Below are 22,372 nucleotides of genomic sequence, written 5' to 3'. Positions count from 1 at the left end.
TTGTCACGCCGCCCAGTGCTTCTTGCGCGAGGTCTTCCCGATACCCGGGTTGAACGAATTCGTCGGATCGCAGCACTTGTAGTGATCGACCAGCGCCGGTTTCGCCGCGTAGAGGTGGCCCACGTTGTGCTCGGCCGGGTACTCGGCCCCGCGCCGGTCCAGGATCTCCAGCATGCGCGCCTTCACGGCCTCGGGGTCCGCGCCGGCCTTGAGGACGTAATCCTGGTGCAGCACGTGGCACAGGAAATGGCCGTAGTAGATCTTGGCTGCGATCTGGTCGTCCAGGTCCGGCGGCAGCACTTCGAACCAGTCGTCGTCGTTGCGGCGCAGCGCGATGTCCAGCGGCAGCAGGCCGCCGCTGTCCTTGCCCAGCATCACGTCATAGCGCGCGGCGGCCCCCGCGGCGGCGAAGCGGTTCAGCGTGGCCTTGGCCGCCTCGTGCGGGTCGCACAGGAACCAGCCGTCCGCGCCTACCGTGCGGGTCAGGATCTCTTCGGTCGCCTCGGCGCTTGGACCGGCGACCTTCAGGATCAGGTGATGCTCGAACCGGTCGCGAAAGCGAAGAAGCCGCTTCGGCAGCGCCTCGGGGAAGAGGCGGCTCAGGCCCTGCATGACCCGGTCCAGCAGGTTGCCCGGCAGAAGCCCGATCTTGTGAAACCGTGCGTCCAGCGACTCCTTGATGCCGAAGAGCGTGGGCATCCGCGAGGTGCCCAGCCAGTGGATCATCAAGAGCGTATCCTTGCCGTATTTGCGCGAGATCTCGAAGCAGTCGCGATGGACGTATTCGCCGCTGATCGGCAACTCGTCCAGCTCGCTCAGCAGAGCGCGGCGCAGGGCGGTCAGCTGGGCCGTGTCGTTGGTGCCCACGTAATAGGTCTTGGCCCCTTCGGCCGTCGGGAAGGTGTCCAGCCTCACGGCGAAGACCGCCAGCTTGCCGGCGGACCCCGAAGCCTCGTGCAGGCCGCGCGGATCGGCGTTGAACCGTCCGGGCGTGGCGGCGTCGACCTCGCGCACGCGGGCGGCATAGTCGTCATCCGACGCGCGGCCCGCGTCGTCGTGGATCTGCCCGGGGCGGAAATCGCCGCCTTCGAGCTTCTCCAGCATCTCCTCGGGGTCGTTGCCCAGGTCGATCCCGAGATTGTTGACCAGCTCCAGCCTGCCATCCGCGTTCAGCCGGGCGTGGACCGACAGCTCGGTATAGGCGGGGCCGCGCCGGACCAGCGCGCCGCCCGAGTTGTTGCAGATGCCGCCGATGATCGACGCGCCCACGCAGGACGAGCCGATGACGCTGTGCGGCTCGCGCCCCAGCGGGTCGAGCAGTTCCTCGAGCTTGTAGAGCGTGCTGCCCGGCAGTCCGACGATCTGGCGCCCGTCCCGGATCAGGTGGATTCCGTCAAGGCGCAGGGTCGAAACGATCACCACGTCGCGGTCGTATCCGCCCTTGGGGGTCGAGCCTTCGGTCAGGCCCGTGTTCGCGGCCTGCATGATGACGATTGTGTCGGCCTCGACGCAGGCGCGCAGAACGCGCCACTGCTCGACCAGCGATCCCGGGCGCACCACCGCGATGGCGTCGCCTTCGCCCGAACGCCAGCCCTTGCGATAGCGCTCGGTCTGCGCCGGGTCGGTCAGGCAATGCTTGCGGCCGACGATCTGGCGCAGGCGGTCGATCAGGGCAGAGGATGCATCGGACATGCAACCTGTAAAGGCGTCCGGGGACCCTGCGTCAACCGGCAGGACCGGATTGCGACGATTGGGCCCGGTCGGTCCGCCCGGCGCTGCGCCCGGCGAAGCCGGGCTCAGGCGGCGGCGTAGATCTGCCCGATCCGGTCGATGGCCGCGTCGATGGACACCTCTTCGCTTTCGCCGGTGCGGCGGCTGGTCAGCTCGACCACGCCGTTCTGCAACCCGCGGGGCCCGACGGTGATGCGCCAGGGCAGGCCGATCAGGTCCATGGTGGCGAACTTGCCGCCGGCGCGCGTGTCGCGGTCGTCGTAGAGCGGGTCGAGCCCCCTTTCGACCAGCGCCGCCTCGATCCGTTCGCAGGCCGCGTCGCAATCGCCGTCGCCCTGGCGCAGGTTGACGATGCCGCAATGGAACGGCGTCACCTGCTCGGGCCAGATGATGCCCTTGTCGTCGTGGTTGGCCTCGATGATCGCGCCCACCAGGCGGCTGACCCCGATACCGTGCGAGCCCATGTGCACCGGTACGACCTCGCCATCCTTGTTGGTGACGCGGGCGCCCATGGCCTCGGAATACTTGGTGCCGAAGTAGAAGATCTGCCCCACCTCGATGCCGCGCGACTGGCGGCGCCGGTCCTCGGGCACCTGGTCGAACAGGGCCGGGTCGTGGGTCTCGTCGGTGCGGGCGTAGGGGGCCGTCCACTCGTCGCAGATGGCCTGGCACTGCTCGACGCTGTCGAAGTCGATGGCCCGGTCGCCCAGTTCCAGCTCCAGGATGGCGCTGTCGTAGAAGACTTCGCTCTCACCCGTGTCGGCCAGCAGCAGGAACTCGTGCGTGTTGTCGCCGCCGATGGGACCGGAATCGGCCCGCATCGGGATCGCCTTCAGGCCCATCCGTTCGTAGCTGCGCAGGTAGGTGACCATATGGCGGTTGTAGGCATGCAGCGCCGCGTCGCGGTCCACGTCGAAGTTGTAGCCATCCTTCATGTAGAACTCGCGGCCCCGCATGACGCCGAAGCGCGGGCGCACCTCGTCGCGGAATTTCCACTGGATGTGATACAGCGTCAGCGGCAGGTCGCGGTAGCTGCTCACGTGGCTGCGGAAGATGTCGGTGATCATCTCCTCGTTGGTGGGGCCGAACAGCATGTCGCGGTCGTGGCGATCGGTGATGCGCAGCATTTCCGGGCCGTAGGCGTCATAGCGGCCGGACTCGCGCCACAGGTCCGCGGACTGGATCGTGGGCATAAGCATCGGGATATGGCCCGCGCGCTGCTGTTCCTGGTGGACGATGTCCTCGATCCGCTTCAGCACGCGCCAGCCCAGGGGCAGCCACGAGTAGATCCCGGCGGAGGCCTGCTTGATCATGCCCGCCCGCAACATGTAGCGGTGCGACGCGATCTGCGCCTCGGCGGGCGTTTCCTTCAGGACCGGCAGGAAATAACGGCTGAGACGCATAAGGGCGGGCCTTTCCAACGTTGAATGCGGCCCAGCGGTAGATCAAAGCGCGCGGCTTGCCAAGCGGATGCGGCCGCGAGCGGCCGACGAGATGATCCGTGGTGATCTTGCGCGGCCAGGGCGGCGGGCCTTGCGCCGTTGGGCGGGACGTAAGACAAGGAAGGCGTCCAAGACAGAGAAGATCCATGGCCCTGCCGGTTCGCGAACAGTTGAAATATTGGGGCGCGGCGCTGGTCGTGCTGCTTGTCCTGCTGTGGTGGCTGGGCGACGTGATCCTGCCGTTCCTGCTGGGGGCGGCAGTGGCCTACCTGCTGGATCCCGTGGCCGACCGATTCGAGACGCTGGGCCTCAGCCGCGTGGTGTCGGTGGCGCTGATGACGGTGCTGGGCCTGATCCTGTTCATCACCCTCAGCCTGCTGGTCATCCCGACGCTGGTCACGCAGGCGGCGTCGCTGGTCGAGCGGATCGCCTCGATCATCGAAAGCGCGCCCGAGAACGTGGCGCGGCTTCAGGTCTGGCTGAGCGGCACCTTCCCCGGCCTTGTCGAGCGGTTCCCCGACATCGGCGATATCGAGCAGACGCTCAGCCGGTCGCTGACCTCGGTGACGGGCGCCATCCGCGAACGCGCGGGCACCCTGATCGAGGGGGCGCTGGCCTCGTTCTCGGGCATCGTCAACGCGCTGGTCCTGCTGGTCATCGTGCCCGTGGTGGCGTTCTACCTGCTGCTGGACTGGGACAAGATGGTCGCCCGCATCGACGAGCTGCTGCCCCGCGAACACGCGCCCACGATCCGCGAGCTGGCGCGCGAGATCGATCGCACGCTGGCGTCCTTCGTCCGGGGGCAGGGCACGGTCTGCCTGATCCTGGGGATCTACTATGCCGCCGCCCTGGCGCTGGTCGGCCTGCAATTCGGCTTCGTCGTTGGGGCCATCGCCGGGTTTCTGACATTCATCCCCTATGTGGGTGCGCTGGTCGGCGGCGTGTTGGCCATCGGGCTGGCGCTGTTCCAGTTCTGGGGCGACTGGCTGTGGATCCTCGCGGTGTGGGCCATCTTCCAGTCGGGCCAGTTCATCGAGGGCAACATCCTGACGCCCAAGCTGGTGGGCTCCAGCGTGGGGCTGCACCCGGTCTGGCTGCTGTTCGCGCTGTCGGCTTTCGGCGCCGTCTTCGGGTTCGTCGGCCTGCTGATCGCGGTGCCGGTGGCCGCCGCGCTGGGCGTGCTGGCGCGGTTCGGGGTCCACCGCTACACCGACTCGCCGCTCTATCGCGGCACCGCCGAGGATGACGGGGAAGGCCACGATGGCTGAGCAGTTGTTCCTGGACCTGCCCGCGCGCCGTGCGCTGGGGCGCGAGGATTTCGTCCTGTCCGAGGCGAACGCCGCCGCCGTGGCGCAGATCGACGCCTCGGACCGCTGGCCCTCGGGCAAGCTGGTGCTGTCGGGGCCCGAGGCGTCGGGCAAGACCCACCTGGCCCATGTCTGGGCGGCGCGGGTGGACGGGCTGGTGGTGGACGCCACAGCGCTGTCGCGGCTGAGCGTGCCGACCCTGGCCGAGGCGCGGCACGTGGTGGTCGAGGACGTGCCGCTGATCGGCGGGTCCCGCAAGGAAGAGGCCGCGCTGTTCCACCTGCACAACCTGCTGCTGTCGCAGAAGGGGCGGCTTCTGATGACCGGGCGCGCCGCGCCCAGCCGCTGGGCCATCGCGCTGCCCGACCTGCGGTCGCGCATCCTCGGCAGCAACCTCGCCACGCTGCTGCCGCCGGACGACGCGCTCCTGGCGGCGCTTTTGCGCAAGCAGTTCGCCGATCGCCACATCGCCGAGCGTGACGGCAAGCGGCAGGTGGAAAACGTGATCGAGTTCCTGGTCCCGCGCATGACCCGCACCGGCGCCGAGGCGCGGCGTCTGGTGGCGCGGATCGACGGCCTGTCGCTTTCGAGAAAGCGGCCCGTCACGCGCGAGCTGGCCCGCCGCGTCCTGGAAGACGACCCAGACATCCCCGGATCCGACGAGGACCTGACATGACCATCGCCGATTTCCTGAAATCCGACTTGCCGGAACCCGTCGATCCGCCCGAGGGCGAGGACCTGACCGGGCCGGCGCGGTTCTTCAACCGCGAGATGTCATGGGTCGCCTTCAACTGGCGTGTGTTGGAAGAGGCCGAGAACCCCCGCGTTCCCCTGCTCGAACGGCTGCGGTTCCTGTCGATCAGCGCCACCAACCTGGACGAGTTCTACACCGTGCGCGTGGCGGGCCTGCGCGAGCTGGCCCATGCGGGCAACACCACGCCCGGGTCAGACGGGCGTACCCCGGCCGAGCAGCTGAGGCTCATCAACATCGACGCGCGGTCGCTGCTGGCCCATCAGCAGGTGGTCTACAGCCAACTTTGCGCCGAGATGTCCGAACAGGGCATCCACATCCTCACGGCCGACGACCTGTCGAAGGGCGACCATGAATTCCTGTCGGAGGTGTTCCTCGACAAGGTCTTCCCGGTCCTGTCGCCGCTGGCCATCGACCCGGCGCATCCGTTCCCCTTCATCCCGAACACCGGCTATTCGCTGGCGATCCAGCTCGAGCGCAAGTCGGACAAGCGGACGTTGCGCGCGCTGCTGCCGATCCCGCACCAGATCGACCGCTTCATGGCGCTGCCCGCGCCCGAGGGGCAGCGCCGGTTCCTGCCGCTCGAGGACCTGCTGCTGCTGCATCTCGGCACGCTCTATCCCGGCTACAAGGTCAAGGGACACTGCACCTTCCGGGTGCTGCGCGACAGCGATCTCGAGGTCGAGGACGAGGCCGAAGACCTGGTGCGCGAATTCGAGGTCGCGCTGAAACGGCGGCGCAGGGGCGAGGTCGTGCGCTGCACCATCAGCGCGGGCGCGCCGCCCGGCCTGAAGAAGGTCATCATGTCCGAACTGCCCGTCACCGACGACGAGGTGGTCGAGGTCGACGGCATCATCGGCGTCGCCGCCCTGTCGGAACTGGTGCTGCCTGACAGGCCCGATCTCCTGTGGCCGAGCTTCACCCCGCGCGTGCCCGAGCGCGTGCAGGACCACGAGGGCAACATGTTCGCCGCCATCGCGCAGAAGGACATGCTGCTGCACCACCCCTACGAGACCTTCGACATGGTCGTGCGGTTCCTGGCGCAGGCCGCGAACGATCCCAAGGTGGTGGCGATCAAGCAGACGCTCTACCGGACGTCCTACGACAGCCCCATCGTCGACGCGCTGTGCGAGGCGGCCGAGCAGGGCAAATCGGTCACCGCGCTGGTCGAGCTGAAGGCGCGGTTCGACGAGGCCGCCAATATCCGCCAGTCGCGCAAGCTGGAACGCGCGGGCGTCCACGTGGTCTACGGGTTCCTCAACCTCAAGACCCACGCCAAGATCAGCACGGTCGTCCGGCGTGAAGGCGACCGGATGGTGACCTATTCCCATTTCGGGACCGGCAACTATCACCACATCACCGCGCGCATCTATACCGACCTGTCGCTGTTCACCTGCGATCCGGCGCTGGGGCGCGATGCCACGCGGCTTTTCAACTACCTGTCGGGCTATGCCCAGCCCGAGGCGCTCGAGAACCTGGCGATCTCGCCCATCGACCTGAAATCGACGCTGATCGCCCGCATCGACGAGGAAATCGCCCACGCGCAAGCGGGCCGCCCGGCGATCATCTGGGGCAAGATGAACGCGCTGATCGAGACCGACGTGATCGACGCGCTCTACCGCGCCAGCCAGGCGGGGGTGCAGATCAGCCTCGTGGTGCGCGGCATCTGCGGATTGCGGCCGGGGATCAAAGGGCTCAGCGAGAATATCCGCGTGAAATCGATCGTCGGCCGGTTCCTCGAACATTCGCGCATCGTCTGTTTCGGCAACGGGGCCGATATCCCGTCGAAAAAGGCGCGGGTCTACATCTCGTCGGCCGACTGGATGGGTCGCAACCTCAATCGCCGGGTCGAGACGCTGGTGGAATGCACCACCCCCACCGTGCGCAACCAGATCATGGCGCAGATCATGGCCGCGAACCTGGCAGACGAGGCGCAGAGCTGGGTCCTGCAACCCGATGGCAGCTACAGCCGCCCCGCCGCCGAGGAGGGGCAGCGCCTGTTCAACTGCCATCGCTTCTTCATGGAGAACCCGTCTCTGTCGGGGCGCGGCTCGGCCGGGGCAGGGGATGTGCCCGAACTGACCCACGCGGATGATTGACGCGACAGCTTGACGCGCCATCATCCAGCCCAGCTTGTGGCGCCCGGGAGGCCTTTCATGACCGACACCACGACGAAGACACGGGACGATTACGGCCCGTTCGGCGCGCCGCTTTTCGATGATCCCTCGGCCCGGGCGCTCAGCCGGGTGGGCGTGATCGACGTCGGCTCGAACTCGGTCCGGCTGGTGGTGTTCGACGGCGCGGCGCGCTCGCCGGCGTATTTCTTCAACGAAAAGGTCATGTGCGGCCTGGGCCGCGACTATGCCCAGACCGGCCAGTTGCACCCCGAGGGGCGCAATCGCGCGCTGGCGGCCATGAAACGGTTCGCCGAGCTCAGCCGCGGCATGGGCGCGAAACCCGTGGTCACCGTCGCCACCGCCGCCATGCGCGAGGCCGAGGACGGCCCCGCCTTCCGCGCCGAGGTCGAACGCGCCACCGGCCTGCCCATGTGGGTGGTGGACGGCCAGGAAGAGGCGCGGCTGTCGGCCCAGGGCGTGCTGCTGGGCTGGCCGGGCGCCGAGGGGCTGGTCTGCGATATCGGCGGATCATCCATGGAACTGGCCCAGATCGCGGATGGCCGCGTTGGCAAGCGCGTGACGTCGGGCCTCGGGCCGCTGCGCCTGCAGGGCATACCCGGCGGCAAGAAGGGCATGAAAGCCGAGATCAAGCGCGTGATGGCCGAGCTGGTCGAGGAAGTCGGCACCGACGCCAAGCGCCTGTTCCTCGTCGGCGGCTCGTGGCGGGCCATCGCCAAGATCGACATGGTGCGCTGCGGCTATCCGCTGCACGTGCTGCACGAGTATCGCATGACCACCAAGTCGGTGCAGGCCACGCTGAAATACATCGAGGCCTACGAGACCGACGAACTTCGCGCGCGGACCGGCATAGGCGAGGCGCGCATGGCGCTGGTCCCCACCGCCGCGCTGGTGCTGCGGCAGCTGGTGCGCGCGCTGAAACCGCGCGAGATCGCGATTTCCAGCTACGGCATCCGCGAGGGGCTGCTTTACGAACAGATGCCGCAACGGCTGCGCGACCGCGACCCGCTGATCGAAGCCTGCCGCTTCGCCGAGCAGAAGGACGCGCGCCTGCCGGGCTTCGGGCGCGCGCTCTATCATTTCATACTTCCGCTCTTCAAAGGCGAGCGCGACAGCCGTTTGCGCATCATCCGGGCCGCCTGCCTGCTGCACGATGTCAGCTGGCGCGCACACCCCGATTACCGGCACGAGGCGTGTTTCGACAACGCCACCCGCGCGAACCTCGGCGGGTTGACCCACCGCGAGCGCGTGTTCTTGGGGCTCGCATTGCTTCACCGCTACAAGAACTCGCGGACCGGAACGCGGTTTGAGGACCTGATCTCGATCCTCGACGACGACCAGATCGCCCAGGCCGAGGTCCTCGGCAAGGCCATGCGCTTCGGCGCCATGTTCTCGGCCCAGACCCCCGGCGCGCTGGGCCGCCTCAGCTGGCACCCGAAGAAGAAGCACCTTGTGCTGGCCCTGACCGACACGGCCCGCGACCTGTTCGGCGAGGTGACCGAGGCGCGCTTTGCCTCATTGGTGAGCGCGCTGGGGGCGACCTCGGAGGTCAAGCGCCTGCGCCAGGCCCCCGTCGACGTCGCGGCCGAGGGCTGAAGGCGCCGTCCGTGCTCACGCGGGGCTGACTTGACGCCACGCGGCAAAGCCCCCAAGGCTCGCGCCCAACCCGACCCCATGTAAGGCCCCGCCGTGCGCACAGCCCCCTTTGCCCGTTTCGAATGGATGATCGCCTGGCGCTACCTGCGGGCCAAGCGCGCCGAGGGCGGCGTTAGCGTGATGACCTGGATCAGCCTCGTGGGGATCACGCTGGCGGTCTTCGCGCTGATCGCGACGCTGGCCGTGCGCACGGGCTTCCGCGAGGAATTCGTCGACACGATCCTGGGCGCCAATGCCCATGTCTCGCTTTATTCCGCGCAATACATGACCGAGTCCGGTGCCATGTCGCGCGACATCGTCGAGTTCGAAGAGATGACCGACCGCGTGGCCCAGGTGCCGGGCGTGATCCGCGCGGCGCCGCTGATCAAGGGGCAGGTCATGGCCTCGGCCCAGGGCAACACCAGCGGGGTCGAGGTCTTCGGCATCCGGCCCGACGACCTGATGACCATCCCTCGCGTCGCCGACCCGCAGGAAAGCTGGGGCGATATCGACAGGTTCGGGGCCGAGGGCGTGCCGGGCATCGCCATCGGGTCGGGCGTCAGCCGCGAATTGCAGGCGACGGTGGGCGACGTGGTGCAGCTGATCTCGCCCAACGGCGTCAAGACGGCCTTCGGGACCAGCCCGCGCGTGTCGAACTACGAAATCGTCTATGTCTTCACCGCCGGGCGCTATGACATCGACCGCACGCGGGTCTACATGCCGTTCACCGAGGCGCAGACCTATTTCAACCAGGAAGGCGTCGCCGACGAGATCGAGGTGATGGTCGAGGCGCCCGAGCGCGTCGACGCGCTGGCGCCCTCGCTGCTGTCGGCCGCGGGCGACCAGATCCTTGCATGGACGTGGCGGGACGCCTCGGGCGCCTTTCTGCGCGCGCTGGATATCGAGGATAACGTGATGTTCGTCATACTGTCGGTGCTGGTGCTGATCGCGGCGATGAACATCATCTCGGGGCTGATCATGCTGGTGAAGAACAAGGGCCGCGACATCGGCATCCTGCGCACCATCGGCCTGACCGAGGGCGCCATCCTGCGGGTGTTCTTCATCTGCGGGGCCATGACGGGACTGATCGGGACGGTCCTGGGCGTCATCCTGGGCTGCGCCTTCGCGATCTGGATCGACCCCATCTTCTCGGCCATCAACTATTTCTCGGGCGGGCAGGCATGGGATCCGTCGATCCGGGGGATCTACGCGTTGCCCGCCAAGCTGCAGCTCGCCGACGTGCTGAGCGCCGTGGCGCTGTCGCTGGGGCTTTCCTTCATCGTCACCATCTTCCCGGCCCGCCGCGCGGCCCGGATGAGCCCGGTCGAGGCCCTGCGCTATGAGTGAGACGCTGCGCCTGGAAGGCATCGAGAAGGTCTATAACCGCGGAAAACCGTCCGAGGTGCAGGTGCTGCGCGGCTGCTCGCTGGCGATCCAGCCCGGCGAGGTCGTGGCGCTGGTCGCGCCTTCGGGCGCGGGCAAGTCGACCCTGCTGCATATCGCGGGCTTGCTGGACACCGCCGACGCGGGCCGGGTCCTGCTGGGCGGGCAGGACACAACCGGCCTGTCGGACCGCAAGCGCACCGCCGCGCGGCGCGCCGATATCGGCTTCGTCTACCAGTTCCACCACCTGCTGCCCGAGTTCACGGCCGCCGAGAACATCGTCCTGCCGCAGCTGGCCGAGGGCGTGCCGCAGGCGAAGGCCGAAGCACGGGCGCGCGAGCTTCTGGCCAGCGTGGGGGTCGAGCACCGCGCCGACCATCGCCCCTCGGCCATGTCGGGCGGCGAACAGCAGCGCGTCGCGGTCTGCCGGGCGCTGGCCAACGGGCCGCGCCTGCTGCTGGCCGACGAGCCCACGGGCAACCTCGACCCCGAGACGTCAGAGCGGGTCTTCGGTGCGCTCATGAGCCTCGTGCGCGACACCGGCCTGTCGGCGCTGATCGCCACCCACAACCTCGAGCTTGCCGGCCGCATGGACCGGTCGCTGCGGCTGTCGGACGGTCGGCTGGCGTAACGCTGGACACGAGAAAGCCGCCCCGCGGGCGGCCTTGGTCTGATCTGGAGCGGGCGATGAGATTCGAACTCACGACCCTTACCTTGGCAAGGTAATGCTCTACCCCTGAGCTACGCCCGCGCGCCAGATCGGTCTGCTTGATGGAGCGGGCGATGAGATTCGAACTCACGACCCTTACCTTGGCAAGGTAATGCTCTACCCCTGAGCTACGCCCGCGTCATCAAGTGGGGCAGGCTTTACCGCCGACGCGTGCGGGTCGCAAGCGGAAATTTCGGCTCCTTTCGGCGGTTGCCCAACGGCAGGCGGACGAGCCTGCGCAGCGTCCGCCGGCGGCGTGCCCGACGGTCGTCGCGGTCGCGGCGGCGCGCCGCGTCCACGCGGTCAAGGATCTCGGCGCGCTCGGCCTCGTAGGCGGTGGCGGGCCGGTCGGCGTCGGTTCGGGTCTGGCTGTGGTAGTGAACGAACATGGTGTTTCCTTTCGTATCGGGAATGATCTCACCATATGTCGATGGATAGGGGGCTATGCAGGCCCGATTTCGGCAACTAGCCTTTCAGAAATGAAAGGATCACCCTCGCTTGACGACATGGCGCTGTTCCTCGCCGTGGCCGATGCCGGCTCGCTGGCCGGTGCCGCGCGGCACAGCGGGGCCAGCGTGCCGACCCTCAGCCGCCGGATGGCCGCTCTGGAAACCCTGCTGGGGCGCCGTCTGTTCGACCGGGGCGCGCGGGGCTACGCACTGACCGCCGAGGGCCACGCGCTGGCCCGCGAAGTGGGCGGCCTGCGCGAGGTGACGCAACGGCTGGGGCGGCTGACCTCGGACCAGGGGCCGCTGTCGGTGCGGATCACCGCCGGGGACTGGACCTGCCGGTTCCTCGCCCGCCATCTCGACCGCTGGTGGTCGCCCGACGCGCCGTGGGTGCCCGCCTTCGTTCCGTCGACCGCGGACCTGGATATCGCCCGGCGCGCGGCGGATATCGGCATCCGCAACCGTCGCCCCGCGCAGGACTGGCTGGTCGGACGGCGCACGGTGACGATCCGATACGCGATCTACGCGCGATCCGAGGACGTGGAGGGCTTCGTCACGCTGCCCGAGGGCGATGGCGTGCCGCCATCTGCGCGGTGGGTCCGCTCCCGGCCGGACAGGCGCATCGTCACCACCGCCACCAGCCCCCGGCTGGCGCTGGACCTCGCGCGCGCGGGCGTCGGGCGGGTCGTGCTGCCCACGTTCGTCGGTGATGCTGAGTCCCTGCTGCGTCTCGGCCCCGAGATCGACGCGCTGGCCCACGAGGAATGGCTGGTGGCCCATCACGCGGCGCGCAACGATCCGGGCATTCGCCCGGCGCTGGATGCGCTGGCGGTGGTGCTGTCGGATCGCCGGTTGCGGGCCTCGGCGGGCGAGGGGGCGCCCTGACCCGGGCGCCCGCCGCCGATCATTCGTATTCGATCAACAGATCCTTGGCGTCGATCTGCGCGCCGGGGGCGACATGGATCGCCTTGATCGTGGCGTCGCGGTCGGCGTGAAGGCCCGTCTCCATCTTCATCGCCTCGATGGTCAGCAGCATGTCGCCCTGCTTGACGTCCTTGCCGACCTCGACCGCGATCGAGCCGATGACACCCGGCATGGGCGCGCCCACGTGGTTGGTGTTGCCGGGTTCTGCCTTCTGCTTCACGCCGGCGGCACCGACGATCTTGCGGTTGGGCACCCGCACGGTGCGGGGTTGGCCGTTCAGTTCGAAGAAGACCTTGACCTCGCCCTCCTCGTTGGTTTCGCCCAAGGCCTGCAGCCGGATTTCCAGAGTCTTGCCCGGGTCGATCTCGGCGGTGATCTCGTCACCCGTTTCCATGCCGTAGAAGAAGGTGGGCGTGGGCAGGGTGCGCACGGGGCCGTATTCCTCGTGGCGCAGGCGATAATCGGTGAAGACCTTGGGATACATCAGGTATCCCATCAGGTCCTCGTCGTCGATTTCGCCGCCACAGGCCTCGGCGGCCTCGGCCCGTGCCTTTTCAAGGTCCACCGGCTTCAGCGTCTTCCCGGGGCGGTCTTCCAGCGGCTTTTCGTTCTTCAGGATCTTCTTCTGGATGCCCTCGGGCCAGCCCCCCGGCGGCTTGCCCAGGTAGCCCTTCATCATCTCGACCACCGAGTCGGGGAAGGACACGTCCTTCTTGGGATCCTCGACATCGGCGCGGGTCAGGCCCTGGGCCACCATCATCAGGGCCATGTCGCCCACCACTTTCGAGGACGGCGTCACCTTCACGATGTCGCCGAACATCTGGTTCACGTCGGCATAGGTCTGGGCCACCTCGTGCCAGCGTTCTTCCAGCCCCATGGAGCGTGCCTGCGCCTTGAGGTTGGTGAACTGGCCGCCCGGCATCTCGTGCAGATAGACCTCGGAGGCGGGGGCCTGGAGCCCCGACTCGAACGCCGCGTAGTGTTCGCGCACCGTCTCCCAGTAATTGCTGATCTCGCGGATGGCCGCGATGTCGAGCCCGGTGTCCCGCTCGGTCCCGGCAAGCGCTTCGACCACGGTGCCCATGGTGGCCTGGCTGGTGTTGCCCGACAGCGCGTCCATGGCGCAATCCACCGCGTCGACGCCGGATTCGGCGCAGGCGAGGATCGTGCCGCAGGCGATGCCGGCCGTGTCGTGGGTGTGGAAGTGGATGGGCAGGCCGACCTCTTCCTTCAGGGCGGTGATCAGGACGCGCGCGGCGTTGGGCTTCAGCAGGCCGGCCATGTCCTTCAGGCCGAGCACGTGGGCGCCGGCGGCCTTCAGCTCCTTGCCCATTTTCACGTAATAGTCGCGGTCGTACTTGGACCGGTCCGGGTCCATCATGTTGCCGGTATAGCAGATGGTGCCCTCGCAGACCTTGTTCTGGGCGATGACCTCGTCCATGGCGACGCGCATGTTCTCGACCCAGTTGAGGCTGTCGAACACGCGGAAGACGTCGACGCCGCTGCTGGCCGCCTGCCGGATGAACCCGCGCACCACGTTGTCGGGATAGTTGGTGTAGCCCACGCCGTTCGACGCGCGCAGCAGCATCTGGGTCATCAGGTTCGGCATGGCCGCGCGCAGGTCGCGCAGGCGCTGCCACGGACATTCCTGCAGGAACCGGTAGGCCACGTCGAAGGTCGCGCCGCCCCAGCATTCCATCGAGAAAAGCTGCGGCATGTTGGCTGCATAGGCCGGTGCCACGCGGGTCATGTCGATCGAGCGCATCCGCGTCGCCAGCAGCGACTGGTGCCCGTCGCGCATGGTGGTGTCGGTGATCAGCAGCTGCTTCTGGTCCAGCATCCAGTCGGCCACCGCCTGCGGGCCGAAATCGTCCAGGATGTTGCGCGTGCCCTGGGGGATGCCCTCGGTGCGCGGGGCGGGGGGCACTGGTGTCTTGGCCTCGGCATGGGGCCGCGTGCGGCCCTCGGTCTCGGGGTGGCCGTTCACCGTAATGTCCGCGATGTAGCGCAGGATCTTGGTGGCCCGGTCGCGCCGCTGCTTGAACGAGAACAGCTCGGGCGTCTGGTCGATGAACTTGGTGTGGTATTCGTAGTTCAGGAAGGTCGGGTGCTTCAGCAGGTTGATGACGAACTCGATATTCGTGTTCACCCCGCGGATGCGAAATTCACGCAGGGCGCGGTCCATCCGGGCGATCGCGGCCTCGGGCGTGGGGGCCCAGGCCGTCACCTTTTCAAGAAGCGAGTCGTAGTAGCGGGTGATGATCGCGCCGGAATAGGCGGTTCCGCCATCCAAGCGGATGCCCATGCCCGTGGCGCCGCGATAGGCGGTGATGCGGCCGTAATCGGGGATGAAGTTGTTGGTCGGATCCTCGGTGGTGATGCGGCACTGGATCGCGTGGCCGTCCAGTTTCACGTCGTATTGCGACGCGGTGCCCGTGGCCTCGACCAGGCTCTTGCCCTCGGCGATCAGGATCTGGGCGCGGACCACGTCGATGCCCGTGACCTCTTCGGTCACGGTATGCTCGACCTGGACGCGGGGGTTCACCTCGATGAAGTAGAAATCGCCGGTATCCATGTCCATCAGGAACTCGATGGTTCCGGCGCATTCGTAGCCCACGTGCTCGGCGATCTTCTTGCCGAGGTTGCAAAGCTTCTCGCGCTGCGCGCCCGCCAGGTAGGGGGCCGGCGCGCGTTCGACGACCTTCTGGTTGCGCCGCTGGACCGAGCAGTCGCGTTCCCACAGGTGGTAGATCTGGCCGTGCTGGTCGCCGAGGATCTGGACCTCCACGTGGCGCGCCCGCTCGATCATCTTTTCCAGGTAGCCCTCGCCGTTGCCGAAGGCGGCCTCGGCCTCGCGCCGGCCCTCGCGGACCTTTTCCTCGAGCTCCTTGGGCGACAGGATCGGGCGCATGCCGCGGCCGCCGCCGCCCCAGCTGGCCTTCAGCATCATGGGGTAGCCGATGTCCTCGGCAGCCTTGCGCGTCGCCTCCATGTCGTCTGTCAGGACTTCGGACGCAGGGATGACGGGGACACCGGCCTCGATGGCCACGCGGCGGGCGCTGGCCTTGTCGCCCAGGGCCCGCATGGTGTCTGCCTTGGGCCCGATGAATGTGATGCCGTTGCGGGCGCAGGCGTCGACGAACTCGGGGTTCTCCGATAGCAGGCCATAGCCGGGGTGGATGGCGTCGGCGCCGCAGGCGCGGGCCACGCGGATGATCTCGTCGATGGACAGGTAGGCCGCCACCGGGCCCATCCCCGCGCCGATGCGATAGGCCTCGTCCGCCTTGAAGCGGTGAAGGCTCAGCTTGTCCTCGTCGGCGTAGACCGCGACGGTGCGCTTGCCCAGCTCGTTCGCGGCGCGCATCACGCGGATTGCAATCTCGCCCCGGTTCGCGATCAGGATCTTTTCGAAATCGGCCATGCTGTGCTTCCCCTGTTTGCAAGTGCAGCATAGCCCGCCCCGACCCGGGGGAAAGAGGTCTTTCTATCCGATCTGGCGATCAGGCGCCGGGTCTGAGCAAGGACGAGATCTGTTCCAGCGATTTGCGCACCGGATCCTGGGGGCTGTTGGCCGCATCCGCGGGCGACGGCGTATTGGCCACGTCGTTTGCGGAAATGGCGATCAGGTAACCTTGCGAGGCGTCCCCGACGGCTGCCACCTGGGGCTCGGACAGGCTGCGGATGTCTTCCAGGGTCCGGTTCACCGTGCGGCACAATGCGGCAAGGATCTCCAGGTCGACCCGCCCGATGGGACCGGCCCGGTGATCGAGGGCATCGAGATACGTGGACATGCGCGACAGCTGGAACTGCGACTGCATCGAGAAATAGGTGATGTCCTCGAAGATGCGCGCGCCGTCTTCGGTCTTCAACAGAACCGCATTTCCGATGACTCGCTTGCGCCCGGCATCGCTGACCGCGGGGATCAGCGTCGTGTACCATTGGGTTTCCGAGCCGTTCAGCGTCAGTGTCTCCTGGTATTCCGACGGTTGGCCGGACCGGACGCAGTCGTGATACTTCGCGATGACGTGCCGCGCATCCTCGGGTGAAAGCAACTCGTCGATGCGGCGGTCCGCGACCTCGGTCTTGTCCATCTGGCTTGCCCGGGCATGGCAATCATTGATCGCGATCAGTCGATAGACCGGGTTCGCATCGTCATCGACTTCGCAATCGGCAACGAACATGGGCACCTGGAACGCATCGAGGAGCGAAGACAGCACCTCCGGAATGTCGGATGTGAACATGAATTTCCCCTCAACCACCTATCGATAGGGGTAAGGCTAGGTAACGCTTGTGAACGAAGTGTTATCGCCCACGATGAAATTCGCGCGATTTCGATTTTTCAGAGTTCCGCATTTGTCCCTTGCCCCGATCCGGGGTCATCGCAGGTGGGCGCGCACCTCGGGTGGGCGGGTGATGCCAAGCTGGGCCATGTCGGCCTCGATCCCGGCGCGCAGGATGTGGAACGCGTGGTCGGCGCCGCGCGCGCCGAACGCGGCGACCCCGTGGTGAAAGGCGCGGCCCAGCATCACGAAATCGGCCCCCAGCGCGATCAGCCGCAGCACGTCCGTTCCCGACCGGACCGACCCGTCGGCGATGAGCGGGTAATCCGGGCCGACGGCCTGCCGGATCGCGGGCAGCACGTCGGCGGGGGCCGGTGCGCCCGCGAACTGCCGGCCACCGTGGTTCGAGACCCAGACGGCGTCGGCCACGCCGGCGGCCCGCGATGCATCATCGGGACTTAAGACGCCCTTAACCATCAATGGGCCATCCCATTCCTCGCGCAGGGCGTCGAGATAGGCCCAGTCCGGCGCGGTGCGCAGCATGTAGCCGATATGCGCCGTCGCGCCGGTGGCCGCGTTCGGATCGGCGTATTTCTCGAGCGTCTTCAGATGCGGCTTGCCGTTGCGCAGGGTCTCGACCGCCCAGAAGGGGGCCAGCGCCGACTGCACGGCGATCCGCGGCGTGACGCGCATGGGGTTGGTCAGCCGCGCCCGGCGCTGACGTTCGCGCCGGCTGGCGGCGGGCACGTCGCCGGTGAGGATCAGGCCGGTGAACCCCGCGTCGCGGGCGCGGGTCAGCATGTCGCGCCGGATCTCGGGGTCGCCGGGGGCGTAAAGCTGGAACCACCCGCCGTGACCCAGGTGCGGGCCGACCTCCTCGGGCGTCATGGCGGCGACCGTGGACAGGCCGAAGGGCGCGTTGGCGCGCGCGGCGGCCTCGGCCAGCGTGACCTCGGCCCGGGGCCAGACCGATCCCGACATCCCGACCGGCGCGATGCCGACCGGCAGGTCGAAGCGATGGCCGAAAAGCTCGGTCGACAGGTCCGGTTTCACGTTGCGCAGGACGCCGGGCACCAGCGTGATCGCGTCCAGCGCGGCGGCGGCGCGGCGCGACGCGCCCTCGTCGCCGGTGGCGCTGTCGAGATATTCCCAGATGAAATGCGGCACGCGCCACCTGGCGCGGCGGGCCAGGTCCGAAAGGGATGGGTGAGTATCGTCGAGATCCATGAAGGGGTTCTATCGCGCGACACCGTGCGGGCAAGGCCGGTCGCCGGGATCAGCCGCCGCTGCCGGCCAGCGCCATGTGCCCCGCCAGCCCCAGCGCGAAGCCACCGACGGCGCCCAGCGGCGGCAGGACAGACCCCTCGGCCGGGGCGCCCGGCGCCACGTCCTCGAACACCAGGTAAAGGATCCCGCCCGCGGCGAACAGCATGAGCGCGCCCAGCAGCGCCTCGCGATCGGCCAGGACAAGAAGTCCGAACGCGGCCGAGGCCGGGCCGAGGCAGGCGATGGCCGCGAAAGCCGTCAGCAGCCGGCGCGGGCTTTGCCCGCCGCTGCGCGCCTCGCCGAACGCGTTGAAGGCCTCGGGCAGGTTCTGCAGCGCGATCAGCATGGCCAGCAGCGGCCCGCCCGCGCCCCCGGTGGCGAAGAGCGCCCCGAGCGCCACGGATTCGGGGATGAAATCGGTCAGCATCGCCAGAAGCTGCCCGCGATTGCCCATGCGCCGCTTCATCCACCCGTCGAGGGCCGCGAAGCCGACGCCGCCCAGGACGAACGCCACCAGCGCGGGGATAGCGGGCAGGGACGCGATGCCGTCGGGCACCAGCACCAGCGCAACTGCCGAGACCAGTGCCCCGCCGCCGAAGGCGACGATCCCGTGGCCCCATGCGGCCATCGGGGTATCCGAACGGCCGAGCGCCAGCGCGCACAGCCCGCCCAGCGGGATGGCGAGACCGGCGAGCGCGGCGAAGACGAGGGCGTTCCACATGGGTTGTGTCTAGCGCGGGCGGAAAGTTGGGAACAGGCCAAGTCCTTCCCCGCGCTCGCGGAACCGGCACGAAAAAGGGCGGCCCGCAAGCCGCCCTCTCGATTCCATCGGGGTCCGGGACCCGCGATCAGCGCACGATATAGACGATCTGGCGCGTCTCGGGGTCGATCGCCACGGGGCGGCCGTTGATATAGGCGTATTGCACCGGCGCCTCGGGCACCTCGTAGACGGCGACGCCCTGCGGGACGCCCGCGCCGACCACGACTTCACCGTCCAGGTAGACCGGCTCGACCGGGTTGTCCTGGATGTAGGTCACAGTCGTTTCCTCGATGCCCGCATCCGCGCCGATGGCACCGCCAAGAAGGCCGCCGGCCGCGGCGGCGGTTCCGGCCGCAGCGCCCACGGGGCCGGCGATCAGCGCACCGGCAGCGGCACCCACGGCAGCGCCGGCAAGTCCGCCGCCCAGGCTGTTGCGCTCGACCGTGGTCACTTCAAGCGGGGCGTAGTTTTCGTAGACGACAGTGGGCTCCGAATCGACGGTGGCCGTCAGGTACTGGGAATAGGCCCAGCCGGTCTGCCCGTCGTAGCTGACTTCGCACCACGCGCCCTCGGCGATGCAGCGCTCGATCTCGACCGCGCCGTCGGCGGGGATGACGCCCGGGATCTCGAAGCTGGGGCCGGGGCCCGTGCGCAGGTTCAGGTCGGTGGTGGCGTTGGCGGCCACCTGGGCCGAGGCCGCTCCGGCAAGGGTGATGGCCGAAACACTGGCGATAAGGGTCCGTTTCATCATGACTTACTCCTCTACATCTCCGGGACACAGCGTCCTCCGCCGCCCGGTATGCGGCATAGAAGACCCGTCGCGATCATTCGTTCCGGGGCGCTTCTGGCGGGTGCGCCAAACCCCGCCACGCCGTCGGCGGGTTCCCGCGGGACCCGCAGGGTGACGTGACGACAGGTCCATTCAACTTCGCCGACCCGGGAAGAACGAAGGTGGAACGCCGCGCTTTCCAACGGGCCGCGGTTTCGCTAGAAAGAGTGCATGAGCAGTTTCGACGAAGCCGACGCGTTCGACGCCGCCAGCGTGCCGCTGTCGCAGCGTGCCATGCAATCCGCACGGCCCGCGCCTTATCTTGACGGTCTGAACCCGGCGCAGCGCGAAGCGGTCGAAACGCTGGACGGACCGGTCCTGATGCTGGCGGGGGCGGGCACCGGCAAGACCCGCGCGCTGACGGCCCGCATCGCGCACCTGATGACCCAGGGAAAGGCCCGCCCGAACGAGATCCTGGCCGTGACCTTCACCAACAAGGTCGCGCGCGAGATGAAGGAGCGGGTGAGCAGCCTCCTGGGCCAGACGGTCGAAGGGATGCCGTGGCTCGGCACCTTCCACGCGATCTGCGTCAAGCTGCTGCGGCGCCACGCCGAGCTGGTGGGGCTGAAATCGAACTTCACCATCCTCGATACCGATGACCAGATCCGCCTGCTCAAGCAGCTGGTCGTCGCCGAGAGCATCGACGAGAAGCGCTGGCCGCCCCGGCAGCTGGCGGGCATCATCGACCACTGGAAGAACCGGGCCTGGACACCGGCGAAGGTCCCGACCTCGGAGGCGGGTGCCTTCAACCACCGCGGCACCGAGCTTTACGACTATTACCAGCAGCGGCTGAAAGCTTTGAACGCCGTCGATTTCGGCGACCTGCTGCTGCACATGGTCACCATCTTCCAGGACCATCCCGACGTTCTGGCGCAGTACCAGCGCTGGTTCCGCTATATCCTGGTGGACGAGTACCAGGATACCAACGTGGCCCAGTACCTGTGGCTGCGGCTTCTGGCGCAGGGGCACCGGAACATCTGCTGCGTGGGCGACGACGACCAGTCGATCTATGGCTGGCGCGGCGCCGAGGTGGGCAACATCCTGCGGTTCGAGAAGGACTTTCCGGGCGCCAAGGTCGTCCGGCTCGAGCAGAACTATCGCTCGACCCCTCACATCCTGGCCGCGGCCGCCGGCGTCATCGACGCCAACAAGGGGCGGCTGGGCAAGACGCTGTTCACCGACCTGACCGAGGGCGAGCGCGTGCGCCTGATCGGCCACTGGGACGGCGAGGAAGAGGCGCGCTGGATCGGCGAAGAGGTCGAATCGATGTCTCGCGGCACGCGGGGCATGGAACCGGTGTCGCTGGACGACCAGGCGATCCTCGTGCGCGCGTCGCACCAGATGCGCGCGTTCGAGGACCGGTTCCTGACCATCGGCCTGCCCTATCGGGTGATCGGCGGGCCGCGCTTCTACGAACGGCTCGAGATTCGCGATGCCATGGCCTATTTCCGCTGCGCCGTGTCGCCCGACGACGACCTGGCGTTCGAGCGGATCGTGAACACCCCCAAGCGCGGGCTGGGCGATAAGGCCCAGCAGAAGATCCAGCGCGCGGCCCGCGACAACGGCACCACGCTGATCGACGGCGCGCGCATCCTGCTGGCCGACAAGGGCCTGACCGGCAAGGGCGCGGCCGAGCTGCGCGTGCTGGTCGATGGCCTCGCGCGTTGGCACCGCATGACCCGCGACCCCGATCAAAGCCATATCGAGCTGGCCGAGGTCATCCTGGAAGAATCCGGCTACACCGCCCATTGGCAGAACGACAAGACGCCCGAGGCGCCCGGCCGGCTGGAAAACCTCAAAGAGCTGATCAAGGCGCTGGAGCAGTTCGAGAACCTGCAAGGCTTCCTCGAACACGTCGCGCTGATCATGGACAACGAAACCGAGGAGGGCGGCGCCAAGGTCAGCATCATGACGCTGCACGCGGCCAAGGGGCTGGAGTTTCCCGCCGTCTTCCTGCCGGGCTGGGAGGACGGACTGTTCCCGTCCCAGCGCAGCATGGACGAATCCGGTCTCAAGGGACTCGAGGAAGAACGGCGTTTGGCCTACGTGGGCATCACCCGGGCCGAGCGGGTCTGCACCATCAGCTTCGCCGCCAACCGCCGGGTCTATGGCCAGTGGCAATCCGCGTTGCCGTCGCGCTTCATCGACGAGTTGCCCGAAGCCCATGTCGAGGTCCTGACACCGCCCGGGCTCTACGGCGGCGGGTACGGCGCGGCCGGCATGGCGTCCAGCGCATCGCCCGCCATCATGGCCGCCAGCCAAAGCGACCTGCACGACCGGGCCGGCCGGGCCGATGTCTACAATTCTCCGGGATGGCGGCGTCTTCAGGAACGCAGCAGCCAGCGGCCGATGCGCCAGCCCAGCGAACAGCGCAACATGACCATCGACCTGGACGCCGTGTCGTCCTTCACCGATGGCGACCGCGTGTTCCACAAGAAATTCGGCTACGGCACGGTGATGGCGATCGAGGGCGACAAGCTCGACATCTGCTTCGACAAGGCGGGCCAGAAGAAGGTCGTTGCGAAATTCATCGTCGATGCGGACCGCGCGGACGACGTGCCGTTCTAGCACCATCCCGGTGCGCGGCCCGGGGCCGCCTGCTTTCACATGCGAAACGAACGCGATCCCGACCTTGCCAGGTCGGTCGCCGCGACGTGGTGCGCAGTCATCCGAGTTTTGGGAAGATTTGGGACGGCGGGACCGGGGAGGAGGTCGGTCCCGCCGCCAGACACGAATTCGACCGGGGAGGAGGTCGGTCGATCCGCGATGCG

16 protein-coding genes and 2 tRNA genes are annotated in these 22,372 nt (G+C 67.9%); 8 read left to right on the top strand and 10 right to left on the bottom strand.

Features of this window, described 5'->3' with window-relative positions; all coding sequences use genetic code 11:
* Positions 1-3: 3 nt before the first annotated feature.
* Together dld and proS are read right to left on the bottom strand one after the other, a co-directional pair.
* Positions 4-1,692 (bottom strand): D-lactate dehydrogenase, encoded by a 1,689-nt coding sequence (gene dld, locus BUB76_RS07290; RefSeq protein WP_073128112.1) that lies wholly within the window; start codon positions 1,690-1,692, stop codon positions 4-6.
* 104 nt (positions 1,693-1,796) lie between these two features.
* A complete protein-coding gene (proS, locus tag BUB76_RS07285) occupies positions 1,797-3,134 on the bottom strand; it encodes a proline--tRNA ligase (RefSeq protein ID WP_073128111.1) in 1,338 nt (445 codons plus the stop codon).
* Between the two features lie 185 nt (positions 3,135-3,319).
* Between proS and BUB76_RS07280 the strand changes: the two genes are divergently transcribed.
* The 6 genes from BUB76_RS07280 to BUB76_RS07255 all read left to right on the top strand — a co-directional run bounded on the left by BUB76_RS07280 (position 3,320) and on the right by BUB76_RS07255 (position 11,015).
* A complete protein-coding gene (locus BUB76_RS07280) occupies positions 3,320-4,441 on the top strand; it encodes an AI-2E family transporter (RefSeq protein ID WP_073128110.1) in 1,122 nt (373 codons plus the stop codon).
* Positions 4,434-5,156 (top strand): P-loop NTPase family protein, encoded by a 723-nt coding sequence (locus BUB76_RS07275; protein ID WP_073128109.1) that lies wholly within the window; start codon positions 4,434-4,436, stop codon positions 5,154-5,156. The genes BUB76_RS07280 and BUB76_RS07275 overlap by 8 nt, the downstream gene beginning before the upstream one ends.
* Positions 5,153-7,330 (top strand): RNA degradosome polyphosphate kinase, encoded by a 2,178-nt coding sequence (locus BUB76_RS07270; protein WP_073128108.1) that lies wholly within the window; start codon positions 5,153-5,155, stop codon positions 7,328-7,330. Before BUB76_RS07275 ends, BUB76_RS07270 begins: the two co-directional genes overlap by 4 nt.
* A 57-nt stretch (positions 7,331-7,387) precedes the next feature.
* The gene (locus tag BUB76_RS07265; RefSeq protein WP_073128107.1) at positions 7,388-8,962 is read left to right on the top strand and encodes a Ppx/GppA family phosphatase; all 1,575 of its coding nucleotides are present in this window, start codon (positions 7,388-7,390) and stop codon (positions 8,960-8,962) included.
* Positions 8,963-9,088: 126 nt separating this feature from the next.
* Positions 9,089-10,348, top strand: coding sequence for an ABC transporter permease (locus tag BUB76_RS07260; RefSeq protein ID WP_073128106.1), 1,260 nt, complete (start codon positions 9,089-9,091; stop codon positions 10,346-10,348).
* Positions 10,341-11,015, top strand: a complete 675-nt coding sequence (locus tag BUB76_RS07255) for an ABC transporter ATP-binding protein (RefSeq protein ID WP_073128105.1) — start codon at positions 10,341-10,343, stop codon at positions 11,013-11,015. The genes BUB76_RS07260 and BUB76_RS07255 overlap by 8 nt, the downstream gene beginning before the upstream one ends.
* A gap of 45 nt (positions 11,016-11,060) precedes the next feature.
* Here the strand turns inward: BUB76_RS07255 and BUB76_RS07250 are convergent.
* The 3 genes from BUB76_RS07250 to BUB76_RS07240 form a co-directional block, all read right to left on the bottom strand.
* A tRNA-Gly gene (locus BUB76_RS07250) sits at positions 11,061-11,135 on the bottom strand.
* 21 nt (positions 11,136-11,156) lie between these two features.
* Positions 11,157-11,231, bottom strand: a tRNA-Gly gene (locus BUB76_RS07245).
* Between the two features lie 20 nt (positions 11,232-11,251).
* A complete protein-coding gene (locus BUB76_RS07240; RefSeq protein WP_073128104.1) occupies positions 11,252-11,482 on the bottom strand; it encodes a hypothetical protein in 231 nt (76 codons plus the stop codon).
* Between the two features lie 90 nt (positions 11,483-11,572).
* Here BUB76_RS07240 and BUB76_RS07235 point away from each other — a divergent pair, with 90 nt between their 5' ends.
* Entirely contained in the window at positions 11,573-12,427 is an 855-nt protein-coding gene (locus tag BUB76_RS07235; RefSeq protein WP_073128103.1) for a LysR family transcriptional regulator, read from the top strand.
* Positions 12,428-12,446: 19 nt separating this feature from the next.
* Here the strand turns inward: BUB76_RS07235 and BUB76_RS07230 are convergent, their stop codons facing one another.
* The 5 genes from BUB76_RS07230 to BUB76_RS07210 all read right to left on the bottom strand — a co-directional run bounded on the left by BUB76_RS07230 (position 12,447) and on the right by BUB76_RS07210 (position 19,520).
* Positions 12,447-15,887 carry a pyruvate carboxylase gene (locus BUB76_RS07230; RefSeq protein ID WP_073128102.1) on the bottom strand — a complete coding sequence of 1,147 codons (3,441 nt, stop codon included), beginning with the start codon at positions 15,885-15,887 and terminating at the stop codon, positions 12,447-12,449.
* A gap of 79 nt (positions 15,888-15,966) precedes the next feature.
* Positions 15,967-16,707, bottom strand: coding sequence for a PAS domain-containing protein (locus tag BUB76_RS07225; protein ID WP_073128101.1), 741 nt, complete (start codon positions 16,705-16,707; stop codon positions 15,967-15,969).
* 135 nt (positions 16,708-16,842) lie between these two features.
* Positions 16,843-17,973 carry an alpha-hydroxy acid oxidase gene (locus BUB76_RS07220; protein ID WP_073128100.1) on the bottom strand — a complete coding sequence of 377 codons (1,131 nt, stop codon included), beginning with the start codon at positions 17,971-17,973 and terminating at the stop codon, positions 16,843-16,845.
* 49 nt (positions 17,974-18,022) lie between these two features.
* Positions 18,023-18,733 carry a ZIP family metal transporter gene (locus BUB76_RS07215; RefSeq protein WP_073128099.1) on the bottom strand — a complete coding sequence of 237 codons (711 nt, stop codon included), beginning with the start codon at positions 18,731-18,733 and terminating at the stop codon, positions 18,023-18,025.
* A gap of 127 nt (positions 18,734-18,860) precedes the next feature.
* The gene (locus tag BUB76_RS07210) at positions 18,861-19,520 is read right to left on the bottom strand and encodes a DUF1236 domain-containing protein (RefSeq protein WP_084140598.1); all 660 of its coding nucleotides are present in this window, start codon (positions 19,518-19,520) and stop codon (positions 18,861-18,863) included.
* A gap of 252 nt (positions 19,521-19,772) precedes the next feature.
* On the opposite strand from BUB76_RS07210, the gene BUB76_RS07205 reads away from it, so the two are divergent.
* Positions 19,773-22,169, top strand: coding sequence for an ATP-dependent helicase (locus BUB76_RS07205; protein WP_073128097.1), 2,397 nt, complete (start codon positions 19,773-19,775; stop codon positions 22,167-22,169).
* Positions 22,170-22,372 lie beyond the last annotated feature (203 nt).

Origin of the sequence: Palleronia salina (assembly GCF_900141995.1) — a bacterium.
In the GTDB taxonomy this organism is placed as follows: domain Bacteria; phylum Pseudomonadota; class Alphaproteobacteria; order Rhodobacterales; family Rhodobacteraceae; genus Palleronia; species Palleronia salina.
Note: the sequence above shows the minus strand (reverse complement) of the source record. Positions and strands in the feature narration are given on the sequence as shown.

Coding starts and splice junctions, on each gene's coding strand:
- dld (WP_073128112.1), bottom strand. CDS start 1,692: ATGTCCGATGCATCCTCTGCCCTGATCGACCGCCTGCGCCAGATCGTC.
- proS (WP_073128111.1), bottom strand. CDS start 3,134: ATGCGTCTCAGCCGTTATTTCCTGCCGGTCCTGAAGGAAACGCCCGCC.
- BUB76_RS07280 (WP_073128110.1), top strand. CDS start 3,320: ATGGCCCTGCCGGTTCGCGAACAGTTGAAATATTGGGGCGCGGCGCTG.
- BUB76_RS07275 (WP_073128109.1), top strand. CDS start 4,434: ATGGCTGAGCAGTTGTTCCTGGACCTGCCCGCGCGCCGTGCGCTGGGG.
- BUB76_RS07270 (WP_073128108.1), top strand. CDS start 5,153: ATGACCATCGCCGATTTCCTGAAATCCGACTTGCCGGAACCCGTCGAT.
- BUB76_RS07265 (WP_073128107.1), top strand. CDS start 7,388: ATGACCGACACCACGACGAAGACACGGGACGATTACGGCCCGTTCGGC.
- BUB76_RS07260 (WP_073128106.1), top strand. CDS start 9,089: ATGATCGCCTGGCGCTACCTGCGGGCCAAGCGCGCCGAGGGCGGCGTT.
- BUB76_RS07255 (WP_073128105.1), top strand. CDS start 10,341: ATGAGTGAGACGCTGCGCCTGGAAGGCATCGAGAAGGTCTATAACCGC.
- BUB76_RS07240 (WP_073128104.1), bottom strand. CDS start 11,482: ATGTTCGTTCACTACCACAGCCAGACCCGAACCGACGCCGACCGGCCC.
- BUB76_RS07235 (WP_073128103.1), top strand. CDS start 11,573: ATGAAAGGATCACCCTCGCTTGACGACATGGCGCTGTTCCTCGCCGTG.
- BUB76_RS07230 (WP_073128102.1), bottom strand. CDS start 15,887: ATGGCCGATTTCGAAAAGATCCTGATCGCGAACCGGGGCGAGATTGCA.
- BUB76_RS07225 (WP_073128101.1), bottom strand. CDS start 16,707: ATGTTCACATCCGACATTCCGGAGGTGCTGTCTTCGCTCCTCGATGCG.
- BUB76_RS07220 (WP_073128100.1), bottom strand. CDS start 17,973: ATGGATCTCGACGATACTCACCCATCCCTTTCGGACCTGGCCCGCCGC.
- BUB76_RS07215 (WP_073128099.1), bottom strand. CDS start 18,733: ATGTGGAACGCCCTCGTCTTCGCCGCGCTCGCCGGTCTCGCCATCCCG.
- BUB76_RS07210 (WP_084140598.1), bottom strand. CDS start 19,520: ATGAAACGGACCCTTATCGCCAGTGTTTCGGCCATCACCCTTGCCGGA.
- BUB76_RS07205 (WP_073128097.1), top strand. CDS start 19,773: ATGAGCAGTTTCGACGAAGCCGACGCGTTCGACGCCGCCAGCGTGCCG.